This window comes from Bacillus sp. CZDM1, assembly GCF_055502545.1.
The window spans coordinates 476,647-502,517 of record NZ_JBUESO010000004.1; the positions used below are offsets into that span (position 1 = coordinate 476,647).

Genomic DNA, 25,871 nt, shown 5'->3' on the forward strand with positions numbered 1-25,871 from the left:
TCATCTCCATTCAATTTTAAAAAGGAATTATTGATAAACCAATAGCAACAACAATCATAACTAAAGTCGATCCACAAGCCCATTTGAGGAATGTGCGCTGTAATTCCCCAAAATCTTCTCCAACCAAACCGACTAATAAGTACGTCGATGGAACAAGCGGGCTTAATAAATGGACAGGCTGTCCCAATAGTGACGCTCGTCCGATAAACTCAGGGTCAATTCCATAGACACTTGCTGCTTTGGCAAGCAAAGGTAAAACACCATAGTAAAAGGCATCATTTGACATAAAAAACGTTAAAGGTGCACTAATAATCGCGGTAATAAGTGCAAAATGAGAACCAAGTACATCTGGAATATATGAAATCATGGTGTTTGCCATGGCATCGACCATTTTCGTTCCTGAAAGAATTCCAGTAAAAATACCTGCAGCAAATACCATTGAAACTACCGATAACGCATTATCAGCATATTTTGCAATTCGTTCTTTTTGGTCACTTAATTTTGGATAATTTATAGTAATCGCCAAAGCAAATCCAAGCATAAACAATACGGTTGTTGGAAGTACCTCTTTAATTAACGCAACTAAAAGAAGGATCGTAAGGAAATAGTTTATGAGTATTAGCTTTGGGCGTTTTAGATAAGCGTCCTCAGATGTTGCTGCTACTTCCATATTCATTTTGTCGTAATCGACTTGAAGTATTCCAACTCGTTTCCGTTCTTTTCTCCCTAGACAGTAGGCCATAAACAGTACAAACAATATCCCCCCCGCCATACTAGGTATTACCGGAGTAAAAACATCTGACATCTCAAGATTTAATGCTGTCATTGCTCTGGCAGTAGGACCGCCCCATGGAAGCAGGTTCATAACACCTGAAGCCGATATAGCAATTCCAGCAAGTACCAATGGTTTCATACCAATCCGTTTATACAAAGGCAGCATGGCAGAAATGGTAATGATATATGTAGTTGTTCCATCCCCGTCAAGGGATATTACAAGTGCAAGGACTGCAGTTCCAATAGCTATTTTTACTGGATCTCCCTTTACCACTTTTAAGATAGTCGAAATAATCGGATCAAATACCCCTGCATCAATCATGATGCCGAAAAAGAGAATAGCGAACAGGATCATAATTCCCGTTGGGGCAACACTTTTTATGCCCTCAAGCGCCATTGGCCCCATTTCCTTACCAAATCCGCCAAGCAAGGCAAAAATGACAGGAATCACTATAAGGGCGATCATAGCGGGAAGGCGTTTCGTCATAATTAAAATCATAAAAGTTATAATCATCAAGAACCCTAATATTGCAAGCATCGTCTCCACTCCTTTTGTTTGTATATTAAATATAATCAAAATATTCAGGCGTGAAAACGTTACCAAAATAAAGTTATTAACGTAAATAAAATTGATTTTGTACATTTTGTTCACGAGAGGGGGATTTTTCCAAATAGGAATAATTCATTGGGGGTATCAAGTTTCGAAAAAATTCGGAGTGAACCAAGTACTTTCGTTTTTCGTCTCCTGCGGATATCATTCCCTTCGAATGATACCGCCAACCCCCTTTTTCCTCTTCCACGGGCACCATTCTCGCCACTTCTTATGATGACCGCTGATACCATTTTTCCATCTTCTTAGGTATCGGTATCAATTCCTATTTTCGGTAAAAAATGCATAAAAATGTTATGTATAAATAAAAAATGACCATCAAATAAACATTTTGATAGTCATTTTCCTTTACATTATTAATGTTTGCGATAAATAACGGAACCCGTTAATAAATCGACCCACTCTCTAAACTGGATAATACTTCCTTTCTGGTCTTCCCACAATTCCATAAACCACTTCTGCTCTTACTTCCTTTTTGGAGGAGAGATATTCCAAGTACCTGCGGGCAGTTATCCGAGATGCACCAATTTCCTTCCCAACATCTTCTGCCGAAATCCCCTCTCTTTTTACGTGGAAAACAGCCTTAACTTTTCCTAAGGTAATTTCATCAATTCCTTTAGGCAATCCCGCGCTCTTTGTCGGCACTTCATTTTTACCTTTACGAAATAAAAGATCTACATAATTCTGATTTATTTCTTGAGTGGTTGAAAGAAGCGCGTGTTTTTTAATATAATCCTGAATGACTTCCTCAAATCTTTCCCTGCTTACTGGTTTGATTAAGTAATTCTCAACGCCGTAACTTAAAGCTTTTTCAAGGAACTCTTTATCTGTTGCTGCTGTTATCATAATAATGCTAACTCTTGGGAATGTCTTCCGTATAATGGGGAGTAATTCAGATCCTAGCATATCTGGCATATATACATCTAGAAGCAGCAAATCTGGGGTTTTCTGCTCTAATAATTGTAAAGTCTGCTCCCCATTCAATGATTTGCCTACCACATCTATTTCCTTAAAGTTATCTAAAAATTTCGCATGTATATCAGCTATTCGAAAATCATCTTCCGCTATAGCCACTTTTATCTTATCCAAAATTCTCATCCCCTTGCACATTCTTTGGAAGATAAACGGTAAAAACAGATCCATTCTCGTGGTGGCTTTGCACCTCGATAATCCCATTCAGCTCCAATACCGCCTCTTCAGCATTTGATAAGCCAAATCCCCTTGGCTCAGCGCCATTTTTAGAGGTATACCCTTTTTCAAACAGAAGAGGAAATTCTACTTCACTAATTCCATTCCCATTGTCCGAAATCTCAAAAATGATATCACTTCCAATATCTGTAGCGAAAAACCTAACCGTCGGCGTCTCGCATTCATAGACAGCTTCAAAGGCATTATCTATTAAGTTTCCAAGGATTACGATCAAGTTAGAGAGTTTAATATGGGAAGGTAATATTTCCATATAGCTATCTGAAATAATCTCAAACTTAATTTTCTTTTCAGAAGCTTTTCCTAATTTCCCCAATAGGATTGCCTGCACTTTTGTATCTTTGATCTGATTAAAAACGACTGAATTCTGAAATTGCTGTGTTTGTGTCTCACTTTGTATCATTTCGATTGCCTGGTTATATTCACCAAGTTGAAGCAGTCCCAATAAAACGTATAATTTATTGGTAAATTCATGCGTTTGGGCACGGAGATCTTCTGAATAACTTTTCACTTCAGATATCGTATTTAACATTTGCTTAATTTCAGTTTTATCACGAAAAGAAGCAACAACTCCCTGAATACCTGTCTCATCGACGATTGGAGTACAATTAACAATAACGGTTTTATCTTTCCAGACCATCTCTTTATCTGTTTGTGCGTTTCCTGATCGTAATACTTCATACAAATAATTTGAAGGAAACAGCCCATCCACTTTCCTATTTTTGACTGTCCCATGGAGCTGAAGAAGCCTCTTTGCCTTTTGATTCATCAAAGTAATATAGCCTTTATTATCTATCGCTAAGATCCCTTCTTTTACCGCATGCAGGATAGCGTTTTTCTCTTTATAAAGAGAGGCAATTTCATACGGCTCAAGCCCCATTGTATCCCTGCGGATATTACGTCCTAATAACATACTGCCTAGAAGGGAAATCAAAAGCGCAAAGAAAGAAACAATGAGCACTCTCCTAATGTTATTTATAATTTGCTGCTGCACATCTTCAAGGAGAAATCCGACAGAAACGATTCCAATGATCTCCCCCTGATGATTAAAAATAGGAGATTTACCTCTAATAGAAGGTCCAAGTGAGCCCTCTGCCTTGGAGATATAGTATTCTCCTTGGGTTAGCGCCCTATCATTATCTCCGCCTTTCATCTTCTGCCCAATTTTAGTGATCAGAGGATGCGCATATCTGGTGCCATCTTTATTTCCTATTACCACAAATTCGGCACCTGTTTCTTTTCGAATTTTCTCTGCAATAGGCTGTATTGTTTTAGAAGGGTCGGTCGTTTGAAAAGCATCAATGATAGTCGGGATAAAGGAGACCGTTTTCGATAATTCCAATGCCAGCCTGCCCTTGTTTTCCTCAATTTGTTTACTTTCCATATAGCTATAAAACCCTGTCATTAGCAGGATTAACAATAAGCCTAGTGAGAGAACCAGCCCGAATATTTTTGTTTGTAGGGAAATTTTTATTGACTTCAGGCAGAAAACCTCCTATTTAAAGTAAATTCTTAGTTGCTTTTCTTGAAACGATATAAACTCGTTCTGGCCGACCGACTGTTCCGTAAGATAAGTCGGCTTCAATTTTATCATTGGATACTAAATGTTCAAGGTACCGTCTTGCCGTTGTTCTGCTTACCCCAATTTCTTTTGCAACAAATTCTGCTGTAAGTCCATCATCTACCTTTCCGAGGACATCCATCACTTTCTCGAGTGTAAGTGGATCAATTCCTTTCGGAAGGTAGGACTTTTCATTTCCATCTCTATCAAGGTCTTTTCGTAACAACTTGTCTACCTGATGTTGAGTCACATGGGTATTTTCTTTTCCTAATTGTAATAGCTGTCCATGATAATCCTTATACCTCAGTAACGATTGTTTAAAGCGGTCAAAAACCACTGGTTTTATAATATAATCGAATACTCCTATACTAATAGCCTCTTGTACTCTATGGATTTCTTTTGTAGCAGTGATCATTATAACATCCATTTGTTTCAATTGTTGCTTTGTTTCTTTTAGTAAATCTATTCCATTCATATCAGGAAAATAAACATCTAACAAAAGTAAATCCGGCTGTAATATATCAATTAAGGTTTTTGCCTCTATATAGCTGGCAGCAATCCCCACCGCTTGAAAGCCTTCAATCTGTTCAAGAAACCGCCTTTGTATTTCTGCTATCCTTAAATCATCCTCGACAATTAATACTTCAATATCTCGGTTCCCCTTCATTCATATTCCCCCTGCTTTTTGGTATTGCCACAGTAAAAATCGTACCTTCCCCCACATTTGATGAAAACGTGACATATCCACCTAAACTATTAATGGCATTTTGAACTAGACTCAGACCAATTCCGGCATTACTGCTCTTGTCCTTTGTGGTAAAGCCTTGTTTAAATATCTTGTCGTTATTATTACCTTCAATTCCTTTTCCGTTATCTTCTACTTCAATAATTAATTCTTTACCAAGGTCGGTCAAAAATAGTGTTACTCTTTTTTCTCCATCTCCATTTTCTCTAACAGCTTCAAAGGCATTATTGACAAGGTTTCCAATAATGGTTACTAATGAATCTCTACTGATTTCATGTGGTAGATCCTTAAAGCTGCTCTCTCTATCTATTGAAAAGTTCACTTTCAATTCGCTTGCTAGACTTACCTTGCCTAATATAAATCCAGCAATAATGGGATCCGGTATTTCCTTCATTAAAAATTGAATGAATCCTTGGGTGACATCCACTTCTTTAGAGATAAAATCAATGGCTTCTTTATAAGACCCCAGCTGAATCAAGCCTAGCAGGGTATAAAGACGATTGGAATATTCGTGGGTTTGAGCGCGCAACCCTTCTGCATAGGCTTTTACATGGGATAATTCCTTTAGTAACTGGGCCAGCTCTGACTTATTACGGAAACTCGCGACAGCCCCAATCACATTACCTTTCATATTAAAAATCGGAACCCGATTTGCCAAAAATACATCCCCAAATATAATAATTTCCTTATCATATTCTGCTTGCCCATTTCGTACCACCTTAAGAAGATTTGTATTTTCTAGAACCTCTTCAATTCTTTTTCCTCGGAGAAGAATCTCATTTGGAACTCCCAAAATTTTATGAGCCGTCTCATTCACCACGGTGATTCGCCCGTCGGTATCGATTGCAATAATCCCTTCATGAATAGACTCTAAAATGGCATGTTTCTCTTGGTACATCCAAGCGATTTCTTTTGGCTCTAGTCCAAACATCGCTTTTTTGATATTTAAAGAGATTAGTAATGCCGCTAGTAATCCTCCAATCAAAATAAGAAGTGTGGCAAAAAAGATTTTTTTCTGTATTTTTGAAACTTCTTTTTCAATATCTGTCTGAAGATAACCAACTGAAACAACGCCAATAACTTCTCCCTGGCTAAAGATAGGCGCTTTTCCCCGTAGAGATGGACCTAGTGTTCCAGTAGATTCAGAGATAACAGATTCTCCTTTAAAAACAAGCCCATTATCTCCCCCAACCATTTTTTGTCCTAAACGCTTCGGATTGGGATGCGAATATCGGATTTCATTCGTATTCCCGATCACAATAAATTCTGCCCCAACCTGGTTACGAATGCTTTCTGCGATCGGCTGGATAGCAGCTGCAGGATTTTCAGTATAAAATGCATCCTGGATATCTGGCATATTTGCAATCGATTGGGCAACGGATAAGGCTTTAGACCCTATTTCTTTTTTAAGATTATTCTCCATTATATTTTTAAAAGTAATCCCAAAAATTCCTCCGATTGAGATAATAAGAAGAAGAATGACTAGCATTAATTTCGAATGTAAACGCACTCAATCACCTCATTCATATTATAGTAAAAAAACTCCTTAAATAAAGGAGTTTTCGAATTATTATAAAAATTTATCCTTCAATATTAATAATTACATCTTTTCCTCTTCTTTTCATAATGAATGGAATTAGCAGCCAAAGGAGCGTAATGATAAGAAAAATGAGAGAAATTGGTCGTGTAAAGAATACACTGAAATCTCCATTAGATATCGTTAAAGCTCTTCGTAAATTATTCTCTACCATGGGTCCTAATACCAATCCGAGCACTAAAGGGGCAATTGGATAATCGTTTTTGCTTAAGAAATAGCCAAGAAGTCCACATCCCAATAATAGTAAAAGATCGTTCGTTGATACTTGGACCGCATAGACACCAAAGATCGAGATGGCAATAATCATAGGAATCAAGAATTGCTTTGGTGTTTGAATAATTTTCGCAAACACTTTGACAAGTGGGAGATTTAAAATTAAAAGCATGATGTTCCCAATAAACATGCTGGCAATCAATCCCCATGCTACTTGTGGATGGTCTTCAAATAATAACGGACCCGGCTGGACGTTATACATCATCAATGCTCCCATTAATATAGCCGTCGTACCTGAACCTGGAATACCTAGTGTTAATAATGGGATCATCGCACCGCCCGAGGCTGCATTGTTCGCCGATTCTGGCGCCGCAACCCCTGCAATCGTTCCTGTTCCAAACTTTGAAGGCGTTTTTGAAATCTTTTTTTCTAGAATATAAGAAAAGAAGGAAGCAAGCGTCGCCCCAGCGCCCGGTAAAATTCCTACAAAGAAACCCAAAATCGAACCGCGGGCAATGGGTCCTGCGGATTCTTTTAGCTCAGCTTTAGATGGGAGTAAATTATTTATCTTTGCAATCTCAGAGTCTTCCTCTTCTTTTTCCAAAATGGTCTTAAATACCTCACCAACTGCAAACAATCCTACTGCTATTGTTAAAAACTCAATTCCCTGATACAGCCATGGAACATCAAAGGTAAATCTGGCAATACCAGATACGTTGTCGATTCCAATCGTACCAAGTAATAAACCGAAAATAGTCATCATTAATGCTTTTGTTACCGATTTCCCAGCTAATCCACTGACTGCCCCCAGCCCTAATAGCATCAAGGAAAAATATTCTGCCGGACCAAATTTGAGCGCTACAGCTGATAAAGGTTTTGCTAATGCAATCAGTGCCACAAGGGTAATAATCCCCGCAACAAAGGAACCGATTGCGGAAATGGATAAGGCACTTCCTGCTCTTCCTTTCTTGGCCATCTGGTAACCGTCCAAGGTCGTAACGACAGATGAAGATTCACCTGGCGTATTTAATAGAATGGAAGTGGTCGATCCGCCATACATAGCTCCATAATAGACTCCAGCGAGTAAAATGATCGCGCTCGTTGCTGCATTTTCTGGTGGAAGCCCCCCCGTTATGGAAGCCGTTACTGGAATAAGAAGGGCAACACCACTCATCGGTCCAATCCCAGGAAGCACACCAACAGCGGTCCCAATTAAAACCCCAACAAAAGCAAATAGGATATTATACCAAATAAGTGCCGTTCCAAATCCCTGAAATAAATAATCAAGTGTACTCATTTTCTGTCCTCCTTTCTTTCTTGCTTACAACCAAATTGGCCAGCCTGGCAGTGTACCTTTTAAAACCCCTACATATAAAAAATAAACAAGTCCTGAAAAAAAGGCAGATACGATAAGGGATAGAATCACTTTTGAACGTTCCATCGTTTGAAAGCAAACGAATAAAAATAGAAAGGTAGTGATGACATACCCAATCGTTTCCAACGTTAAAATATAAACCAACGTAGCCGCAAAGATAATTATGAAAGGCTTGTACTGCAATTTCTCCTTCGTTCCCTGTTGATTCTTCGTGATGAATGTTTCATACAATAAACGGATACTTAATAAAATAAGTGCGCCACCAAGAATAAGTGGAAAGATATCAGGGCCAACTGCACTCCCATAGGACGAGCTTTCAAGCTGCCTGCTCCCGATAATAAAAAGAACACCTACAACAAGGAAAAATACAGATGCAATGTAATCAAATTTTAATACCATTCGTAATCCCCCTTCTTAAAAAAATAGAGGAAGGAGAGAGTTAACTCCTTCCCGAGGAAGGAGTGAGTTACTCCTTCCCTTCTGTTTTACTTCTGCATTCCTAATGCTGTTAATAATTGCTGGACTTGGCTTTCTTGTTCCTCTAAAAACTTTTTGAAATCAGAACTGTTTTTATATTCCAATTCCCAGCCTTGCGTCTCTACTTCTGTTTTCCACTCAGGAGAGCTAACGAGCTTTTCAATTGCTTGTTCCCAATAAGTTTTTGCCTCAGTAGACATTTTTTCCGGACCAAAAATCCCGCGCCAAATCGTAAACTCTGCATCGACACCCTGTTCTTTTGCAGTTGGTACATCCTTAAAATCACCCGATAAACGTTCATTTGAGGTAATCGCCAACACGCGCACCTTACCCGCCTTTAAAAATTCTTTTACACTAGAGGCATCGGTACCAATTACATCTGCGTTACCGCCAAGAAGTGCGGTAATCGCTTCACCGCCGCCATCATAGGAAACGTATTTAACCTTTGTTGGATCCACTCCATATTTATAAGCAGGTAGAATGGAAATTAAATGGTCCATGGAACCTGGTGCAGATCCACCTGCAAATGTTAGTTTACTAGGATCCTTCTTTACCTCTTCCAATACTGATTTTAAGTCTGTGAATTTAGAATCCGCTTTTACAACAATTGCACCGAAATCTTTTGTCAGCTGCGCCAATGGTGTTGTATTTTTGTAGCCATATGGACTGTTTCCTTCTTTTTTCAGATTGTTAATTACAATTGGTGGTGAATTGACAAAGAGCATATCATTATTTTCAACTTGCTGGGTAGCGTATTCCGCCATAAAGACAGCACCGCCGCCACCAGGCTTGTTCTCGACCGTCAAAGGCTGTTCAACCACCTTCGTTTCACCCAGCACTTTTGTAAACGCACGTGCAGTTAAATCCCATCCGCCACCTGCCCCTGAAGGTGCAACTACTGTAATCGCTTTCGTAGGATAGCCAGTACTTTCTTCCTTTTTACCTGAGCTTGCTGTTTCATTACTGCTGCTGCAAGCACCTAGGCTTAGCGCCAATGCCCCTGCACACATTACTGCTGAAATTCTTTTAATAGAAAACATTTCAATTCCCCCTTGTAAACGTTTTCTTAATTTTACAAAATTTTCGAATATTTAATAGATTATAAATTTAAACAGCATTAAAAACTTATTAACCATTTTGTTCATTTTGTTCATGAGGGGTAAATCCTATTTAAAAAAGCTTGTAGACTTATCTAGTAACTAGATTTTGTCTACAAGCTAAAATAAGCTTCTTATAAAAATTGTTTTATAATCCTTATTTCATTGTATTTACATTTTTTATACCTACTAAATATTAGTTTATTTTGTTGCGGATGAAACTTTAAATTGGTTATTGGCAAAGTTTAATTGTAAATGAGAAAAGGTAGCCGTATTTAATGACGGTTTTTTCAAGATTTAATCATCTCCTAGGAAAATATTTTCGGTGGCCTTTTATGCTTGTTACAGTGAATCTAGTCCACGATATTCAAAGAAATCAAAGTCAGCATACGATCCAGCTTTTCGGTCCATATCATGAACAGCAATTCCTACAAAGTTACCGGTAAATCCTCCAGCCAAGAATAATAAATCTTGAGGTTCTCCAATTTCGTGCCAAAGAGGATTCTCACCCATCCGATAAAAAAATCTTCCAGCAGGTCCGTCTACTTCAATCTTTAACTCTACTTCGCCCTTTTCTGTTGGAATAACGACTGGAAATAAAGTGAATTCCCCATCTCTACATTCCATCAATCGAATAACACGGCCTCTTACTTCATCATAGGTTAGGTAGGCATAGAGGTAATTATTATCATTTAAATACAATAGTAATCCAGCCATTTGATTATAGGTTTCTGGGGTATAGTCTATTTTTGTAGAGGCATCAAATCGGAAATCCTTTTGGCGAATAGCTAGAATATGATGTTCAAATAAGGATTGAATGGAATCACCTGATAATATTCGTAAATATCCTTTACGACTCTTTAAATCACACCATGAATCATCCGCTAATATGCGTAACGTGTTCCACTCTTTGTCAAGAACACCAGTAAAATCATCTCTGAAGTTAGTACTTTTTCTTTGTACAACTGGCTCTGCTGTAACAATTTCTATTTCTGCCAATGGTCCATTGCCGCCAGCCACTAATCGCAGCCAGCCTTCTTCTGTCCAATAAACTTCTTGAATAGCTGTTTCACGGCCTAAAATCGCTGCTTTTCCCATTAAGGGACGAGTACATAAATAGACCATATACCAGTTGCCCATTGGAGTTTGTACAATACTGCCGTGACCCGAACATTGTAATGGTGAATCGGGTTTATCACTAGCTGTCAACATGGGATAGTGTGGATCCAATTCATATGGTCCGGTAAGTTCTTTTGCACGACAAACCGTAACGGAATGACCTGAACCTGTTCCACCTTCCGCGGTGATCAAATAGTAATAATCATTGTGTCGGTATATATGTGGGGCTTCTGTTTTTGCCAATTCTGTACCATCAAAAATTTTATAGACAGATCCTACCAACCTTTGTTTATCTACATCATATTCTTGAATGACAACTCCAACTGATTTATTGCCTGTTTCGATACGATAATCCCAAATTTCATTTAGCAGCCACTTGCGTCCATCTTTATCATGGAATAAAGAAGGATCAAATCCGCTGCTATTTAAATACACGGGTGTTGACCATGGTCCATTGATACTTGGTGCTGAAATTAAATAATTATGGCTATCTTTAAATGGCCGTTTCGTACTTTTTACATCGGTGTAGACAAGATAAAATAAACCGTCTGCGTAACTAATTTGTGGTGCCCAAATACTTCCGTTTTGTGGGTTACCACGCAGATTTACTTGATTCGTTAATATATCGGTTTCGTGATTCCAATTCACCAAATCTTTTGATTGATAAATGCGAACGCCTGGCAGCCATTCAAAGGAGGAAACGGCAATATAATACCTATCTTCCACTTTCAAAATATACGGATCTGGATTAAATCCTGACAAAATCGGATTTACTATTTTTGTTCGATACATTTCCTACTCCTTCTTTTTCCTTTATTTTTCTAAATAGGCATAAGGCTGCGGCAATAAAAAAGAAAATAGCTAAGGGAAAGGCAATAAATTGGGTACCAATTAAAGTGGCTAAGCCGGCAAATATAAAGAACACAGCTCCCCTTTTAGGAGATTTATTTCGCCAAATTGATAGAGTAGCCAGAGCAACTAGAATAAATACAATTAGTAGTGTAATACCAAACCATATAGCTAACGCTTTCACTGCTTCAAAGCTCTCTGAAACGTATTCTTCAGAAACACCCGCCTGCAGGATAGGAAAAACGGTTGTCTCGTAAATACTTTCCTCCATCGAAGTCATCGTCAATGAAAACCCGCCTAAGAAAATGACACAAAGTATGACACCTGCTATCCCAATCATCACTTCCCATTTTCGCTTCATTCTCCATGTTCCTTTCCTATAAATCTACTTGTATGAAATCGATAAAATCTACTGTTTTCATCTCATTATGAAAGATATTTCGATTATTAATTTCTTTATATGTTACTGTTTTTCTATTTGCTATGTTTCCCCAATCATTCCACCGATCATGATGAATATGAGAACCTACCACACAGTTTGCAAAAGTAGTTTTCGCATAGGGGCGCCAAGGCCTTCCTAAAAAGACATTTGTAACATCTGCGTCCGCTGTTAAATAACATTGATCGAAATAAAACCCTTTTTTATTTTTAGAAGTGGAAGCAGCAGTAATGTACCCTTCTTTGTTAAGCGGTCTTTTCAAGGACTTAATTTCACAGCCTTGAAACGCTGCTTCTCCACCACCAAAAATAAAATCGACTGTTCCTTCTATATAGCAACTAATAAAATGACTCATGTTTTCTTCATAGATGGTTCTTATTTCAGGAGTAGAAAAAGGCTGGCCATTTTTTTGCAATTCTGGCAGTGGCCCCAGACAAATGGTGTCCTGATACCCTTTGAAGGAGCAGTTTTTAAATGTTATGTTGTTTCCTTCGCTGTATAAGGCAAGCGCCTGACCTACCTTTTCTCCTGGTCCTGCATTATTAATAATCTCAAGATTTTCTAAGCGAATATTTTCACCATTGATAAAAAGAGTTGCACTCTGAAAAGTACCTATTTCTCGTAGATGTTCATCTTTTTGTAAAGCATACCGATTTCCAATCACCTTAACAGAGCCGATACCTATCAAAGAAATGTTAGATTGATATAAGGTAATATTTTCATAATACTCTCCGCTTAAGACGGTGATTTTTAAAGGTCCATCTTCATTTCGACAACTTTCCAAAGCCTCTTGTATACTAGAAAAATCACATATTTCATTTTTTCCAACCACTAGACTCTTAACAAAACTCATAGATGGTTCTTTAAGAAAGTTTTCCATAATGATCTCATTTCCTTTGTTTCCTGGTGTCCGCCTGTAAGGATGCATCCTTCCCAATTCCCCGAAACACCGTGTTCTTCATACGTACTTATCAATCGCTCGTTTAAAAATTCTGCTCCTTCAATCGGACACATTCGATCATCCTTACCGATCATACTAAGGCGTGGTCTTGGAGCAATCATCTCTTGAACAGCTAGTGTAGAAAAATGTTTTAGAAATCCAGGAACATAATAATAGAAGCCATGATGATCTAAACCACGTTTCTGTTTTAGTGTCTCGAGATCCACTTGGGCTGCGATGTCCACTGTGACCTTTATTCGCTCATCTAATGCAGCTAACCACCAACTCATTAAACCACCCATAGACATTCCAATTGTTGCCATTCTGGCAGGATCTACATCTAATCGCGTTTCTAGATAATCCAACAAGGACATGTTATCGAATATCCGCATCCCCCACAGTGTTTGACCATCTAACAGCATTTCCTTTACCAATTCACTTTCCTGTTTCCCTTTTCGTTGATTAAAGCCCCACATATCAATACAACAAACAGCAAACCCAAGTTCAATGATCGTTTCAATGAAGGATGGGGTTTGTAAATAAGAGCTGCTGGTTAAAAGTTCTTCTTTCCCTTGATCAAAATTGCCGCCATGAGAATGATTAAAAATAACGGTTGGCAAAGGTTCAACAGCATTTAATGGTTTAGCAAAATAGGCAGGGACAGTTTCAATGTCATTTAAATGCAACATTAAACTTTCTAATACATACCCCTGCCTTTTCTCTACATTTATTAAATGTGCAGATATCTTTTCCGATTTCGAACGTTCTCCTAACAAATCGATTAGATGTTTTCGCCTTTTCTCAATCACATTGCCCCTACTTCCTTAAGAAGTACTTCTTCAGCTTTTGTATTTTTTGACTTGCAGTGGCTAATCTCTACATCCTCACTATATTCGATATGGAAGGCTGGACCTTCATGATTCTCAATGGTTACACGGTTAAATAGGATGTCTTTAGCAAAACCTACATAAAAACCTCGATTATTCATATCTTCTATTCCTGCCATCATGGCTGGTTTCCCAGGAATCGCATTTTTTGCCATAGAAATTTCAATGTTATTAAATGTAATTTCAGACACGTATTGCTCAGCTAATCCATAAATAAACCCAGCTGATGCATGGGTATTTCGAGCCGTAATATTAGAAAAGTGTATTCGTCTAAATGTTGGAGTCTCTTTTGTTATAGGGTATGGGTTTTTGTCCCAAACATATTTATCTTTACCTTTAGGTCCGCAGAAGTAGTACAAGTTCAAAATAAATGGACACATTACCCGTTCCATGACAATATTGTCAATTCGAATATCCTCAACGACCCCTCCGCGTCCTCGTCGTGATTTAAAACGAATTCCCCTATCGGTATCCTGGAAGGTACAGTTACTAATCGTCACATTTCGGATGTCACCACTCATTTCACTGCCAAATACCACTGCCCCATGGCCGTGAACCATTGTACAGTTGGTAATAGTAATGTTTTCACAAGATACCCTTTCAGATGTATCTTCCGTACCAGCTTTAATCGCGATACAGTCATCTCCTACATCAATGTGGCAATTGCTGATTCTTACATTTTTACACGATTCCGGATCAATTCCATCCGTATTAGGTGAGTCGGCTGGATTGATAATAGAAACATTGTCTATGGTTACATCATGACAACGGATCGGATTCAGTGTCCAGCTTGGTGAGTTGATTAAGGTCACATCTCGTATGGTGATCCGCTCACATCCGTCGAAACTAATCAATTTTGGCCGAGGGTAAGCTAAAGCTTCTCGTTCATTTCGAAAAATATGCCACCAATTCATCCCATTACCATCAATCATGCCAAAACCGGTAATAGAAATATTTTTTGAGTCTTCTGCAAATATGCAAGACGCATATACCTCTCGTTCAACACCTTCCCAACGAGAAACTACCACTGGATAGTCTTTTTGTTGATCCGAAAATTTTAAAGTAGCCCCTGCAGACAAATGCAATTCAATATTATCTTTTAAAAATAAAGCACCTGATAAAAATACACCTGACGGGATCACGATTTGGCCGCCACCATTTATATAGGCTTCATCAATAGCTTTCTGGATAAATTGGGTACAAAAACTCCCATCTGCTAATGCACCAAAATCGGTAATATAATAAGTTGTCATATCTTTACTCCTCATTCATGACTTCTTCAAATTCAGCTAAAGCTTGTAAAAACGCACCTACCCCTTTTTGGTCATTACAAATAATCGGTTCACTAATGTAATACGTATAGGTTCCGTCCCGTTGATCATCGCCGCCCAGTCCAGCAACCTGACAATTCTTATTTAAATTCACCCAGCCTTCTTTCGTTAGCAGGACAAATTCATCCAATAATCCTTGGTGCGACTTTCTTAACTGCGCTTCCCATTCTTGTCGATCAAGAGCCCCCAAGCGAATCCCTTTTGCTATTGCACACACAAACATACTGCTGCACGAAGCTTCTAAGTAATTCCCTTTTACATGTCCCTTATCTGTTACTTGATACCAGACACCACTTGCTTCATCCTGGTAGTTTACTAGTGTTTTTAATGTTTTCTCTAGTATCTGTACAAGAAAGTCTCGATCGGGTGTATCTTTAGGAAGGATTTCTAATGTATCTACTAAAGCTAATAAATACCAGCCCATAGAACGTCCCCAGAAGTTCTCTGACAAACCCGTTTCTTTATTGGCCCATGGCTGAACTTTTCTCTCATCCCATGCATGATATAAAAGCCCTGTCTTTTCGTCTATTAAATGCTGATAACTAAGTCTAAACTGACGAATGATATCCTCTAAACCTTCTCCATTAGCAAAGGTTGTTTGATACTCTGCATAAAAGGGGGAACCCATGTATAAACCGTCCAGCCAAATTTGATAAGGATAAATTTGTTTATGCCAAAACGCACCTTCAGATGTTCTAGGGTGTGTTTGGAGCTGACTGCGTAATAATTCAGCAGCCTTTTGATACTTTTCCTCTCCGGTTTCTTTGTAAAGGACAAATAACATTTTTCCATTATTAATATGATCGATATTATATTCATCCAGATGATACCCTTTTATTGACCCATCTTCTTGGATAAAATAATCCATGTTTTCTTTTATATAGTTAAAATATTTCGGTTCTCCCGTTTGCTTCCAGACCCTTTCAAACCCTTTAAATACCACACCATAATCATAGGACCACTTTCCTTTATATCCTTTGTCCTCATATATACGAGGTAGTCTTTCGATAATTGAGTTTGCTGTTTTAACGGACCAATTCATATCTATCATTCTCCTATCTCGGTTTATATTACTTAACATGCCAGCATATAGAATGGAGGTTCTTTCAATTGAACAAACCTTCAATAGAAAAACCTCCATAGTTATTATTCTGCTGCTTTGTACGCTGCTTTATATTCCTCTTTTATCGTTTTGCCGCCTTGTTCATTCCAATTTTTAATTGCTTCCTTATAATCATCGAGAGAGATTTCTCCTAAAATGTATTGATACGTAGCATCCGTAATAATCTTTTGTAATTCCGAACCTTGTGTAGTGAAAGTTGGTGATTCTAAAGGAACTGCAGGGTTAAAGACAGCATATTTTGCGTTTTCAGCAATCATATCATCTGCTAATGATTTAATTGGGTTAGGGTCTTTTAAACCATAACCAGCCTCTTTTGGACGTGAAGAGGCAAAAGGCTGGACTTCCTGCTGCCATAAATCCTGGTTAATAATTTCATATGCACCATCATCATTAACCTTATAGTGTGTACCATCAATACCGTAGGTCATTAACGTATAGTTTTCTGGTTCTAATAAATCATTAACGAATTTCAAAATCCGTTTTAATTCCGCTTCATCCTTAACCTCTGAACGTGGGAAGGCTAGTAACCCGCCAATACCATTACCTGCAGACCAGATGGCTCGTTCAGGATTCGAATCAGATGTCATATCATTGACTAAGGCAATTTCCATATTATCTTGGATACCCGCGGCCATTGTTTGTAGGTTTTTGGCATCGAATAGAGCTCCTACATAAATACCTGCCTTACCTTGAGCAAAGTTTTGCTGTTGATCTGTTTTGGCTGTTACAGCAAAGTCTTTGTTAATCCAGCCGTTTTCATATAACTCTTTCATGTAGTCCATTGTTTCAATATAGCCATCTGTTTCAAACTCAGCAGTAAAGTTGCCCTTACTGTCCACCTGCCAATTATTTGGTGTACCATGGTATGAACCTAATGTTTTGAAAGCACCATAGATTAAATCACTACGATCCATAAATCCAGTCGTATCATTTTTACCATTACCATCCGGATCTTTTTCCGTAAACGCTTTCGCCACTTCCATTAATTCTTCTGTTGTTTTAGGAACAGCCAAACCTACTTTATCTAACCAATCTTTACGAAGAACGACACCATTTCGAGCTAAATCTTTTTGGAACGGAATGCCATAAAGCTTACCTTCAATAGAGGCAGAAACACGAATGTCTTTTGAAATATCTTTTAAGTTAGGAAACTCATCTAAATAATCCTCAACATTCCAGAACATCCCTGATTTCAAAGCATTACGGACAGAGGAATTTTCCAAAATGGTTAAAGTAACAATATCTGCTAACGAATCCGAAGCTAATGCTGTATTGAGACGTTCCTCTTTTGATGCATCAGGGATCCAAGAAAATTTAATTTCTGTATTTGTTTTTTTCTCGATTTGGTCTAACACTGTATCGGTCGGCGGAGAAGCCGTATGCAGAATGTTTAACCAAGAAATTTCTGTTGTACTGTTTTTGTCGTCTGCCTTTGATGAATTTTTGTCGGTAGAAGCTGTACTGTTGCACCCTGCTAATAGAAGCGCACCTGCTAAACTAACACTGGCTAACTTTGATACCTTTTGTTTTTTCATTCCAATTCTCCTTTGCATTGTGGTAAATACTTTTATCTTCTAGCTCTTTGGCATCCATCGTTTCCATTCTTGTAAACACTTGATTAGCTGTCCAGGTAATCAAATAGAATAAGAAACTAACACCTAAAAAGGTTAAAACCCCTGGAAAAAAAGTAGTTACTGCCCAATAAATTACACCGGTAACTAAAAATAATACTAGTGTATATTGTAGACAGGAAAAACCGAATAGTAGAGACATCTTCATTTTAAAGAAAATTCCCTTCCAGTTATAATGAGCCATAATTGGAAAGATATAAACGAGTGATAATAAATAGATAAAACTGATTACAAATAATGCGACCCTAACATACCAATTGGCTACATGCATTAAATCAACGATTAAAACAATTCCGCCTATGAGATATATCCAACTGATAATGACAGATTCTTTGAAACTCTCTTTGTAATATTTCCAGAAGGTTTTAAATACCGGCAGGCTATGGCTGCCACGAACCCATTGCCTGCAAATACTAACCAATGCATAAGTGGAGGGGCCAATACCGAATATGCCTAATCCAAAAATGGTAAAGAGTATCCATAAAAAATTCACGTATGCCAAGTTAAGGATGATCGTTAAAACGTGATTCAACCTTTCCACTGATTTCAGCATGATATCCCCTCCTACCTTTCTCTAATACACGCCGTCTTCTCCAAATTTCTTCGCTAATTTATTTGCAAGAATAACTAATACCAATCCAACAAGACCTTTAAATAATCCAACTGCAGTACTGAAACTTAACTGACCATTCTTTAAACCAGCTGTATATATATAGGTGTCAAAAATTTCTGCAACACTACGGTTTAATGAGTTAAGTAAAAGATACATATGCTCAAAACCTAGATCAAGGGTGCTTCCAATTTTCAAGATTAATAGTGTGATAATAATTGGACGAATAGCAGGCAATGTCACATGCCAAGTTTTTCGAAGACGACCAGCACCATCCATTTCAGCTGCTTCATATAATTGAGTATCTACTGCGGTAATCGCAGCTAGATAAATGATCGTTGACCAGCCTAATTCTTTCCAGATGATTTGTGCGATGTACACGGTCCTTGTCCAATCAGGTGCAGTTAGGAAGCTGATTTTCTCCAATCCTATTAATGCTAAAAATTCATTAATAATACCGCCATCCACATTCAGAAAGATAAATGAGATGGAAACAATAATTACCCAAGACATAAAGTGAGGGATATAAATTAGGGTTTGAATTCCTGCTTTAAAATATCTATTCTTCACTTCATTAAGCATGAGAGCTACGATGATCGGTAATGGAAAAAAGATTATTAGATTTAAAGCAAACAAGATCAATGTATTCTTTAATAACATAAAGAAAGTAGGTTCCGTAAATAAACGAATAAAATGTTTGAGACCGACCCATGGACTTCCTAATATCCCTAAGAATGGCTGATAGTCTTGAAAAGCAATAATGAGACCCGCCATCGGTAAGTACTTAAATATAAGGAAATAAAGTACACCAGGGAAAATCATAAGATATAAGATTTTATTCGTTTTTAATCCCGCTAAGATTTTTTGTCTTTTTTTGATTTTTTGCTGCCTTGCAGTCAAAATGGGCAAGGGTTGATTATTTTGATTCACAGCACCTTCCATTTCCTTCCTCCTCTTATCATTTTGCTTTCCTTTCTTGTTCTAAGCATACTGAAAATGAAAAATTACGTACATAATCATTTTATGATTACGCTTACAAAACCCTTTGGTATCAGTGTTCTTGAACATGGTATCCACCATAATGATAGTTTTTAACTAGTTGTGATTATCCCTTTTTAGCGCAATTTTTTTACCATGAAACCGCTATCCTTATTGCTATTTCAATAGTGGGATATTGATTATATACGGAATTTGGGTGTGATGATAAGGTTGGTTTATCTTACTAAAAGATAAATAGATTACTATTGTGGAAGCGAGGAGGATTTATATGAAGAAAACGAAACAGAATAAAAAAACCAAAGGAGGTCTAATCTTTCCCATTATAAATGGTACCATCCTAATCCTGATTGCCCTTGTTTGTTTTCTTCCATTTGTCAATGTGATCGCAAGTTCATTTGCATCCACTCAGGAAGTGGTCGCAAGGAAATTCATCTTATTTCCACGAACTTTTTCTCTGGATGCCTATCGCTATATTTTATCAACGCCTACCCCCTTTAAGTCATTAGCGGTTTCCATTGGAGTAACCGGTATAGGTACTTTAGTAAGTATGGTACTCACAGCATTAATGGCATACGGCTTATCTCGAAAATATCTAATAGGGAGAAATTCCATTAATTTTATTGTTGTTTTCTCCATGCTTTTCAGCGGTGGAATGATTCCTACCTTCTTAGTTGTTAAATCCGTTGGTTTAATTGATTCTTATTGGTCACTAATATTGCCAGTAGCAATAAACGCTTTCAACTTAATTATTATGAGAAACTTTTTCCAAGCCTTACCTGATAGTTTAGAAGAATCGGCAAAAATGGATGGCTGCACAGATTTTGGTGTCTTCGTTAAAATCATGCTGCCGCTGGCATTACCATCAATCGCTACTATTTCTTTGTTCTATGCAGTCACCTATTGGAATACGTATATGACAGCTATTCTTTACATTAATGATTCTATCAAGTGGCCGATACAAGTATTATTACGTCAAATTGTCATCGTATCTAGTGGTATGCAAGCTGAAGGGTCCTCAGTAGATGTTGTACCGCCCGCTCAAACGATTAAGATGGCTGTTATCGTAATCGCCACTGTTCCAATGTTAATTGCCTACCCATTTGTTCAAAAATACTTCGTCAAAGGTGCATTGGTTGGATCTGTAAAAGGATAAAATATAAATCAATCAAAAAAAGCTTCTATAGCAGAAGCTTTTTTTTGGTGAAAAACCATTCTAATGCATATATTCCTTACGATAATCTCCAGGGGTCATTCCCAATTTCTTCTTGAAGAATCGAATAAAGTTTTGAGAATTCCGATACTGTAAACGTTCAGCAATTTCTTTAATAGCCAAATCGGTATCTTTTAACAAACTTTGTGCCATTTGTAAGCGATAATTCATTAGATAGTCTACAAAATTCTCACCATACTCTTTTTTAAATACATTGCTTAAATAGTTAGGATTATAATGCAATCGATCTGCAATAATATCCAGGGAAATTTCCTGATCATATTCCGTTTGTACAATGTATACGATTTTATCAGATAAGGATTTAAATCCTCTTTCTGTTTTATCATGAGTGCTTATAATGACGGGTTTAATTAAATCGTTAATCAACATTTCCTTAATCTTTTCTGGATAATAGGCGTTCATGGCAGCTTGATACAATTTCTTTATATTTTCAAAGATTTTTGATTCAGCACCTAATAGTTGTCCTAATTGCACGAGTTCATTAATAACTCGAATTAAGGTAACGCCTAAGCTAATGGGATTTTTATTTAAACGAAAAATTTCTTCAACCAGCAAATCGACCATGTTCATGACATCTTCCTCATGACCAGAACGAATCGTATTCAATAACTCATTGAGTAACTCGACAGGGAATTTTGAAATAGACGCATCATTTAACATCGAAGAGATATCATTATAGAAAATAATCGACTCCGGTCCAACATTTACTCGGTAATGTAGCGATTCTTTTGCTAAATCTACCGCTTTTTTACTATCGATTAACGATTCATAAATCGGGCTAATCCCAACACTAATGATAATATTCATCGATTTTTTCACCGCTGCTTGGATTTCTTCATAGTACTTCATGATCCGGCGCTCAGGTTCTTCGTCGCTTTTATCTAAGATAAAGATCGTTGCTTGCATTTCATCATTTAAAACGATTGGATTAAGACGTTCATCCTTAAGAACAATCTCTCCTACTATATTATTAATAGCCAATAATAATAGATTTTTATCGCCAACTTGTTGATCATCAAAGTTGTCGATTTGAATCAAACCTGTATAAAACACCTTATCCCCTTCAAAATGGTAGCCAAATTGCTCTAACCGATTCATCACATCATCTTCAGAAATTCGTTTTCTAAAAAGGCTTAAAACAAATAATGTCTCCAATTGAGGTTTCTGAATAGACAGACTAGCGGTTAACAGTTCATTTTGTCCGACTATCTTATCAATTGAATCAGCCAAAAAGGAAAGTTCATTTTGTTTTTTATGGACTCCCTGAATGTCCAGTTTTTCCTGTATCTTCTTTATCGGTCGTGTGAATGATAAGGCCAGCAAATATGAAATAATACCCACCAAAAAAATTAATAGGGCTGAGACAATAAAAAGGCCTACTCTTGTATTATGAATAATGCTGCCAATCTCATTTTCATCGATTTCCACTAAATAAAGCCAACGATTATAATCAGACTGCATATAGACATATTTTTTTCCATCATCTGTTGCTAACACGTTGGCATTTTGCCCGCCTTCCTTAGAGACAGCTTCAAAATCTTGAAAACTACCTTTTTTCACCTCTTTATTCTTCATCAAGCTCGAATAAAGTAATTGATTTTTTTTATTATAAATTTCTACTATATTATTTTGGTCACCTATAATCTGATCAATACTTCTTCTAGGAATATAGGAAATTCCTAAAGCGAACTTTTCCCTCTTATACATCGGTAAAGTCATAACCATTTCGATTCCAGATTTTATAGGTTTCCAAAATAGGCTATTGATATCATTGTTAATATATGTATTTTTGTATTCAGTAATTTCTTCCGTTGTTAGCGTTCTCAAAGAACCGTTAATGATTCCCCAGTTCTGTTCCAAGCTTACTAAACTATTATTACTGCCTTCGATCCCCATCATTTCTATGTAACTCATCTCTTTTTTGATATCCCGGTATATATCAAAATCTTTGCCTGACAACGGATTTTTAAAGATTTCTTCAAAATTTGATGTCGCGCTGTAAGCCGTATATCCATACTCGATTGTTCTTACCTTTTGTTCAACATTGTGAAGAATTTGTTTAGTATAGTTTTTCTTATCCTTCAAGAAGCTTTCCTCAACGGAATGATACGTTGAATTATAGATAAATATGCTAAATCCAATGACAAGTCCTATACCCAATAAGAAAAACGGGATAAATAGTTTGTAAAACACTCTTGCTTTTTTCAAAAAATCACCCCTTCGGTAAACTGTTTTTCAATATATTTAAAAAATGCAATTTTCAAAAATTTGATAACGCTTACGTTATATTAAACTACAATTACCACATTTACAAGACTATGTAACCTAGCATTTTATCATTGTATGGTATATGCATTGACACTAAAACATTTTGATTATACAATGTTAACGTTAACATTTCTCCGCGCAATATAACCATATCCTCTATAAAGAAACCAAAATTAGTTCTACTTTTGTTTTAACATAAAAATGTTAACGTGTACATATGCTTTTATCATCGAGTAATAAGAAATTTAAAAAACGGGAGCAAATACGGATGGAAAATCAAATAACCATTTATATAGCAGGAGATTCTACGGCTGCTATAAAACTACCAGAAAAACGTCCAGAAACAGGCTGGGGAGAAGCATTTCAATCGTACTTTAAAGAGAATGTAAAGATTGAAAATCGTGCCATTAACGGCCGAAGCACAAAATCATTTATAAACGAGGGTCATTTAGCTGCTATTGAACAAAGCATTCACCCCGGAGATTACCTCATCATCCAATTTGGCCACAATGATCAAAAAATAGAAGACCCTGAACGTGGAACGCACCCTTATGGAGATTATCAAGATAATCTTTTTCAATTCATTCAAGCGGCGTATCAAAAAAATGCCTATCCACTATTATTAACTTCCGTCACTCGCCGAAAGTTTGAAAATGACAGTATTGATGTCATGTCAATTGGAGATTTCCCTCAAGCCATGATTCAATTTGCTACAAAAAACCATGTACCCATTTTAGACATACATAATATCACCACCGAGTTTATGGGGAAAATCGGTAATGAGAAGTCAAAAAAATACTACTTGCATTTACCTCCGGGTCAATCCGAAAACTATCCTGAGGGGATTATAGACAACACCCACTTCAATGAAGAAGGTGCGAAAACAGTGGCTCAATTAATTATTGAAGCAATCCAACAAAGTGATTTACCTCTAAGGAAGCTACTAAAATAGTGAAAATACCATCTTTCTCAGCCATTTATAGGGAGTTGAATCAATGGAGGATTCATTTGTACAGCAAATCTATAACAAAAATCAGAAAAATTCCTTTAAGGTGCTAGTAGGATTATATAAAGGAAACTACTTAAGAATATTTTATTCTGCTGTATTCTTTATCATCAAACATATCCCTGCTTGGGTAATGCCGATCGTAATTGCGAATGTGATCAATGCCGCTACTATCCAGGAAGGTGGTGGAATTCAAACCATATATCTTAATGCGATCATTATGTTAATATTAGTACTTCAAAACATCATAACCAATTATTATCATACTAAATTGCATAGTTATGCGATTCGCAGTGTGGAATCGGGTTTGCGTGCCTCGCTTATTAAAAAGCTGCAAGAACTTTCAATTCCCTATCAAAAAGAGATGCAGTCTGGAAGGCTTCAATCTAAAATTATGCGAGATGTAGAAGCTGTCCAGACACTTTCCTCACAAGTGTTTGTCAGTAGTTTAAATATTATTGTCAATCTACTAGTGGCTTTAGCCATTACGTTATATAACAGCCCTACTGTATTTCTATTTTTTATATTAACTGTACCGATATCTGCACTTATTATTGTTGTCTTCCGTAAAAAAATCAGAACCTCAAATTCTGAATTTCGTCAAGAAATGGAAGAAACCTCTGCGCGTGTAATTGAAATGATAGAATTAGTACCCATTGCCCGTGCGCATGCGTTAGAGAAACAAGAGGTACGCCGTTTAAATCATCGATTCCAACAAATATTAACAAAAGGGTTTCAATTAGATATCATTCAATCTGTATTTGGTTCTGTTAGTTGGGCCAGTTTTCAACTTTTTCAAATTATTTGTTTAGTTTTCACTGGTATTTTGGCATTACGCGGTTCCATTACTCCAGGGGAAGTGGTGATGTATCAAACATACTTTACAACAGTAGTAAACTCTGTTTCTAGTATGATAACATTAATACCCACTATCGCTAAGGGCTTGGAATCAGTAAACTCCATTGGCGAAATATTAACGGCTGGTGAAGTAGAAAATCATGAGAATAAACCAAAAATTAAACAAGTAGATGGAAATTTTTCCTTACAACAGATTTGTTACAGGTATCCTAATAGCGATCAAACGATCCTCCAAGATATTAACTTAGAGGTCAAACAAGGAGAAACGGTCGCTTTTGTCGGAGAATCCGGTTCGGGCAAATCAACGATCCTGAATTTACTCATTGGATTTATTCAACCTACTGATGGAAAAATTCTTTTAGATGGCCATGATATGTCCTTCATTGATTTAAGATCTTTTCGACAGCATTTAGCAGTAGTCCCTCAATCAACTATTCTGTTCTCTGGAACCATTCTTCAAAATATCACGTATGGAATGCCATCTGTGACAGAAGAAGAACTACAAAGGGTCCTCCTTGCTGCAAACCTCTGGGATGTTATACAGAAGCTTCCTGAAGGATTGAACACGAGGATTGGAGAACATGGGGATAAGCTTTCAGGTGGTCAAAGGCAACGGGTATCAATCGCAAGAGCCTTAATTCGAAACCCGAAGGTCATTATTTTAGATGAAGCCACTTCTGCATTGGATAGCCATTCTGAGAAAAAAATTCAAGAAGCTTTGAATAGTTTATGTCACGGCCGGACTACATTTATCGTGGCCCACCGTCTTTCAACAATTCGTAATGCAGATAAAATAGCAATGATCGAAAATGGTCGATGTGTAGAATTTGGTACCTACGAGGAATTGATGTCTAATAAAGGGAAGTTTTATGAATTAAAGCAATTACAAATTTAGTGGTCTAGCAAAGGGATTAATAGTCGTAAT

21 protein-coding genes are annotated in these 25,871 nt (G+C 37.1%); 3 read left to right on the top strand and 18 right to left on the bottom strand.

Going from position 1 to position 25,871, the window contains the following annotated elements:
* Nucleotides 1–16: 16 nt before the first annotated feature.
* The 17 genes from ACY3XC_RS12540 to ACY3XC_RS12620 all read right to left on the bottom strand — a co-directional run bounded on the left by ACY3XC_RS12540 (nt 17) and on the right by ACY3XC_RS12620 (nt 19,406).
* Nucleotides 17–1,417 (bottom strand): CitMHS family transporter, encoded by a 1,401-nt coding sequence (locus tag ACY3XC_RS12540; RefSeq protein WP_464868828.1) that lies wholly within the window; start codon nt 1,415–1,417, stop codon nt 17–19.
* Between the two features lie 372 nt (nt 1,418–1,789).
* Nucleotides 1,790–2,482, bottom strand: a complete 693-nt coding sequence (locus ACY3XC_RS12545) for a response regulator (protein WP_464868829.1) — start codon at nt 2,480–2,482, stop codon at nt 1,790–1,792.
* Nucleotides 2,466–3,974, bottom strand: a complete 1,509-nt coding sequence (locus ACY3XC_RS12550) for an ATP-binding protein (protein WP_464868830.1) — start codon at nt 3,972–3,974, stop codon at nt 2,466–2,468. The genes ACY3XC_RS12545 and ACY3XC_RS12550 overlap by 17 nt, the downstream gene beginning before the upstream one ends.
* 115 nt (nt 3,975–4,089) lie before the next feature.
* The gene (locus ACY3XC_RS12555) at nt 4,090–4,818 is read right to left on the bottom strand and encodes a response regulator (protein WP_464868831.1); all 729 of its coding nucleotides are present in this window, start codon (nt 4,816–4,818) and stop codon (nt 4,090–4,092) included.
* Nucleotides 4,796–6,406, bottom strand: a complete 1,611-nt coding sequence (locus tag ACY3XC_RS12560) for an ATP-binding protein (protein WP_464868832.1) — start codon at nt 6,404–6,406, stop codon at nt 4,796–4,798. Before ACY3XC_RS12560 ends, ACY3XC_RS12555 begins: the two co-directional genes overlap by 23 nt.
* A 70-nt stretch (nt 6,407–6,476) precedes the next feature.
* Entirely contained in the window at nt 6,477–8,003 is a 1,527-nt protein-coding gene (locus ACY3XC_RS12565; RefSeq protein ID WP_464868833.1) for a tripartite tricarboxylate transporter permease, read from the bottom strand.
* A gap of 24 nt (nt 8,004–8,027) precedes the next feature.
* Entirely contained in the window at nt 8,028–8,480 is a 453-nt protein-coding gene (locus tag ACY3XC_RS12570) for a tripartite tricarboxylate transporter TctB family protein (RefSeq protein WP_464868834.1), read from the bottom strand.
* Between the two features lie 86 nt (nt 8,481–8,566).
* A complete protein-coding gene (locus ACY3XC_RS12575) occupies nt 8,567–9,598 on the bottom strand; it encodes a Bug family tripartite tricarboxylate transporter substrate binding protein (RefSeq protein ID WP_464868835.1) in 1,032 nt (343 codons plus the stop codon).
* A gap of 399 nt (nt 9,599–9,997) precedes the next feature.
* Complete coding sequence (locus ACY3XC_RS12580) at nt 9,998–11,566, bottom strand: glycoside hydrolase family 43 protein (RefSeq protein ID WP_464868836.1); 1,569 nt, start codon at nt 11,564–11,566, stop codon at nt 9,998–10,000.
* Nucleotides 11,523–11,984, bottom strand: coding sequence for a hypothetical protein (locus ACY3XC_RS12585; RefSeq protein WP_464868837.1), 462 nt, complete (start codon nt 11,982–11,984; stop codon nt 11,523–11,525). The genes ACY3XC_RS12580 and ACY3XC_RS12585 overlap by 44 nt, the downstream gene beginning before the upstream one ends.
* Before the next feature lie 16 nt (nt 11,985–12,000).
* Complete coding sequence (locus tag ACY3XC_RS12590) at nt 12,001–12,942, bottom strand: pectinesterase family protein (protein WP_464868838.1); 942 nt, start codon at nt 12,940–12,942, stop codon at nt 12,001–12,003.
* Complete coding sequence (locus ACY3XC_RS12595; protein ID WP_464868877.1) at nt 12,912–13,808, bottom strand: dienelactone hydrolase family protein; 897 nt, start codon at nt 13,806–13,808, stop codon at nt 12,912–12,914. Before ACY3XC_RS12595 ends, ACY3XC_RS12590 begins: the two co-directional genes overlap by 31 nt.
* Entirely contained in the window at nt 13,808–15,142 is a 1,335-nt protein-coding gene (locus ACY3XC_RS12600) for a glycoside hydrolase family 28 protein (RefSeq protein WP_464868839.1), read from the bottom strand. Before ACY3XC_RS12600 ends, ACY3XC_RS12595 begins: the two co-directional genes overlap by 1 nt.
* 4 nt (nt 15,143–15,146) lie before the next feature.
* Nucleotides 15,147–16,271, bottom strand: a complete 1,125-nt coding sequence (locus ACY3XC_RS12605) for a glycoside hydrolase family 88/105 protein (RefSeq protein ID WP_464868878.1) — start codon at nt 16,269–16,271, stop codon at nt 15,147–15,149.
* Nucleotides 16,272–16,366: 95 nt separating this feature from the next.
* Nucleotides 16,367–17,896 carry an extracellular solute-binding protein gene (locus ACY3XC_RS12610; RefSeq protein WP_464868840.1) on the bottom strand — a complete coding sequence of 510 codons (1,530 nt, stop codon included), beginning with the start codon at nt 17,894–17,896 and terminating at the stop codon, nt 16,367–16,369.
* The gene (locus tag ACY3XC_RS12615) at nt 17,841–18,527 is read right to left on the bottom strand and encodes a YesL family protein (protein ID WP_464868841.1); all 687 of its coding nucleotides are present in this window, start codon (nt 18,525–18,527) and stop codon (nt 17,841–17,843) included. Before ACY3XC_RS12615 ends, ACY3XC_RS12610 begins: the two co-directional genes overlap by 56 nt.
* A gap of 21 nt (nt 18,528–18,548) precedes the next feature.
* Nucleotides 18,549–19,406, bottom strand: a complete 858-nt coding sequence (locus ACY3XC_RS12620) for an ABC transporter permease (protein ID WP_464868879.1) — start codon at nt 19,404–19,406, stop codon at nt 18,549–18,551.
* 445 nt (nt 19,407–19,851) lie between these two features.
* On the opposite strand from ACY3XC_RS12620, the gene ACY3XC_RS12625 reads away from it, so the two are divergent.
* Nucleotides 19,852–20,736, top strand: coding sequence for a carbohydrate ABC transporter permease (locus tag ACY3XC_RS12625; RefSeq protein WP_464868842.1), 885 nt, complete (start codon nt 19,852–19,854; stop codon nt 20,734–20,736).
* A gap of 60 nt (nt 20,737–20,796) precedes the next feature.
* Here ACY3XC_RS12625 and ACY3XC_RS12630 read toward each other — a convergent pair whose 3' ends face one another.
* Nucleotides 20,797–23,022 (bottom strand): helix-turn-helix transcriptional regulator, encoded by a 2,226-nt coding sequence (locus tag ACY3XC_RS12630; protein ID WP_464868843.1) that lies wholly within the window; start codon nt 23,020–23,022, stop codon nt 20,797–20,799.
* A 328-nt stretch (nt 23,023–23,350) separates the two neighbouring features.
* Here ACY3XC_RS12630 and ACY3XC_RS12635 point away from each other — a divergent pair, with 328 nt between their 5' ends.
* Together ACY3XC_RS12635 and ACY3XC_RS12640 are read left to right on the top strand one after the other, a co-directional pair.
* Complete coding sequence (locus ACY3XC_RS12635) at nt 23,351–24,034, top strand: rhamnogalacturonan acetylesterase (RefSeq protein WP_464868844.1); 684 nt, start codon at nt 23,351–23,353, stop codon at nt 24,032–24,034.
* A 43-nt stretch (nt 24,035–24,077) separates the two neighbouring features.
* Entirely contained in the window at nt 24,078–25,841 is a 1,764-nt protein-coding gene (locus ACY3XC_RS12640; RefSeq protein ID WP_464868845.1) for an ABC transporter ATP-binding protein, read from the top strand.
* The last annotated feature ends 30 nt before the right edge of the window (nt 25,842–25,871 follow it).

Bases quoted from the DNA above. Each gene is read 5' to 3' on its own strand.
- ACY3XC_RS12540 (WP_464868828.1), bottom strand. From the start codon at position 1,417: ATGTACAAAATCAATTTTATTTACGTTAATAACTTTATTTTGGTAACG.
- ACY3XC_RS12545 (WP_464868829.1), bottom strand. From the start codon at position 2,482: ATGAGAATTTTGGATAAGATAAAAGTGGCTATAGCGGAAGATGATTTT.
- ACY3XC_RS12550 (WP_464868830.1), bottom strand. From the start codon at position 3,974: ATGGAAAGTAAACAAATTGAGGAAAACAAGGGCAGGCTGGCATTGGAA.
- ACY3XC_RS12555 (WP_464868831.1), bottom strand. From the start codon at position 4,818: ATGAAGGGGAACCGAGATATTGAAGTATTAATTGTCGAGGATGATTTA.
- ACY3XC_RS12565 (WP_464868833.1), bottom strand. From the start codon at position 8,003: ATGAGTACACTTGATTATTTATTTCAGGGATTTGGAACGGCACTTATT.
- ACY3XC_RS12570 (WP_464868834.1), bottom strand. From the start codon at position 8,480: ATGGTATTAAAATTTGATTACATTGCATCTGTATTTTTCCTTGTTGTA.
- ACY3XC_RS12575 (WP_464868835.1), bottom strand. From the start codon at position 9,598: ATGTTTTCTATTAAAAGAATTTCAGCAGTAATGTGTGCAGGGGCATTG.
- ACY3XC_RS12580 (WP_464868836.1), bottom strand. From the start codon at position 11,566: ATGTATCGAACAAAAATAGTAAATCCGATTTTGTCAGGATTTAATCCA.
- ACY3XC_RS12585 (WP_464868837.1), bottom strand. From the start codon at position 11,984: ATGAAGCGAAAATGGGAAGTGATGATTGGGATAGCAGGTGTCATACTT.
- ACY3XC_RS12590 (WP_464868838.1), bottom strand. From the start codon at position 12,942: ATGGAAAACTTTCTTAAAGAACCATCTATGAGTTTTGTTAAGAGTCTA.
- ACY3XC_RS12600 (WP_464868839.1), bottom strand. From the start codon at position 15,142: ATGACAACTTATTATATTACCGATTTTGGTGCATTAGCAGATGGGAGT.
- ACY3XC_RS12605 (WP_464868878.1), bottom strand. From the start codon at position 16,271: ATGATAGATATGAATTGGTCCGTTAAAACAGCAAACTCAATTATCGAA.
- ACY3XC_RS12610 (WP_464868840.1), bottom strand. From the start codon at position 17,896: ATGCAAAGGAGAATTGGAATGAAAAAACAAAAGGTATCAAAGTTAGCC.
- ACY3XC_RS12615 (WP_464868841.1), bottom strand. From the start codon at position 18,527: ATGCTGAAATCAGTGGAAAGGTTGAATCACGTTTTAACGATCATCCTT.
- ACY3XC_RS12620 (WP_464868879.1), bottom strand. From the start codon at position 19,406: ATGATTTTCCCTGGTGTACTTTATTTCCTTATATTTAAGTACTTACCG.
- ACY3XC_RS12625 (WP_464868842.1), top strand. From the start codon at position 19,852: ATGAAGAAAACGAAACAGAATAAAAAAACCAAAGGAGGTCTAATCTTT.
- ACY3XC_RS12635 (WP_464868844.1), top strand. From the start codon at position 23,351: ATGGAAAATCAAATAACCATTTATATAGCAGGAGATTCTACGGCTGCT.
- ACY3XC_RS12640 (WP_464868845.1), top strand. From the start codon at position 24,078: ATGGAGGATTCATTTGTACAGCAAATCTATAACAAAAATCAGAAAAAT.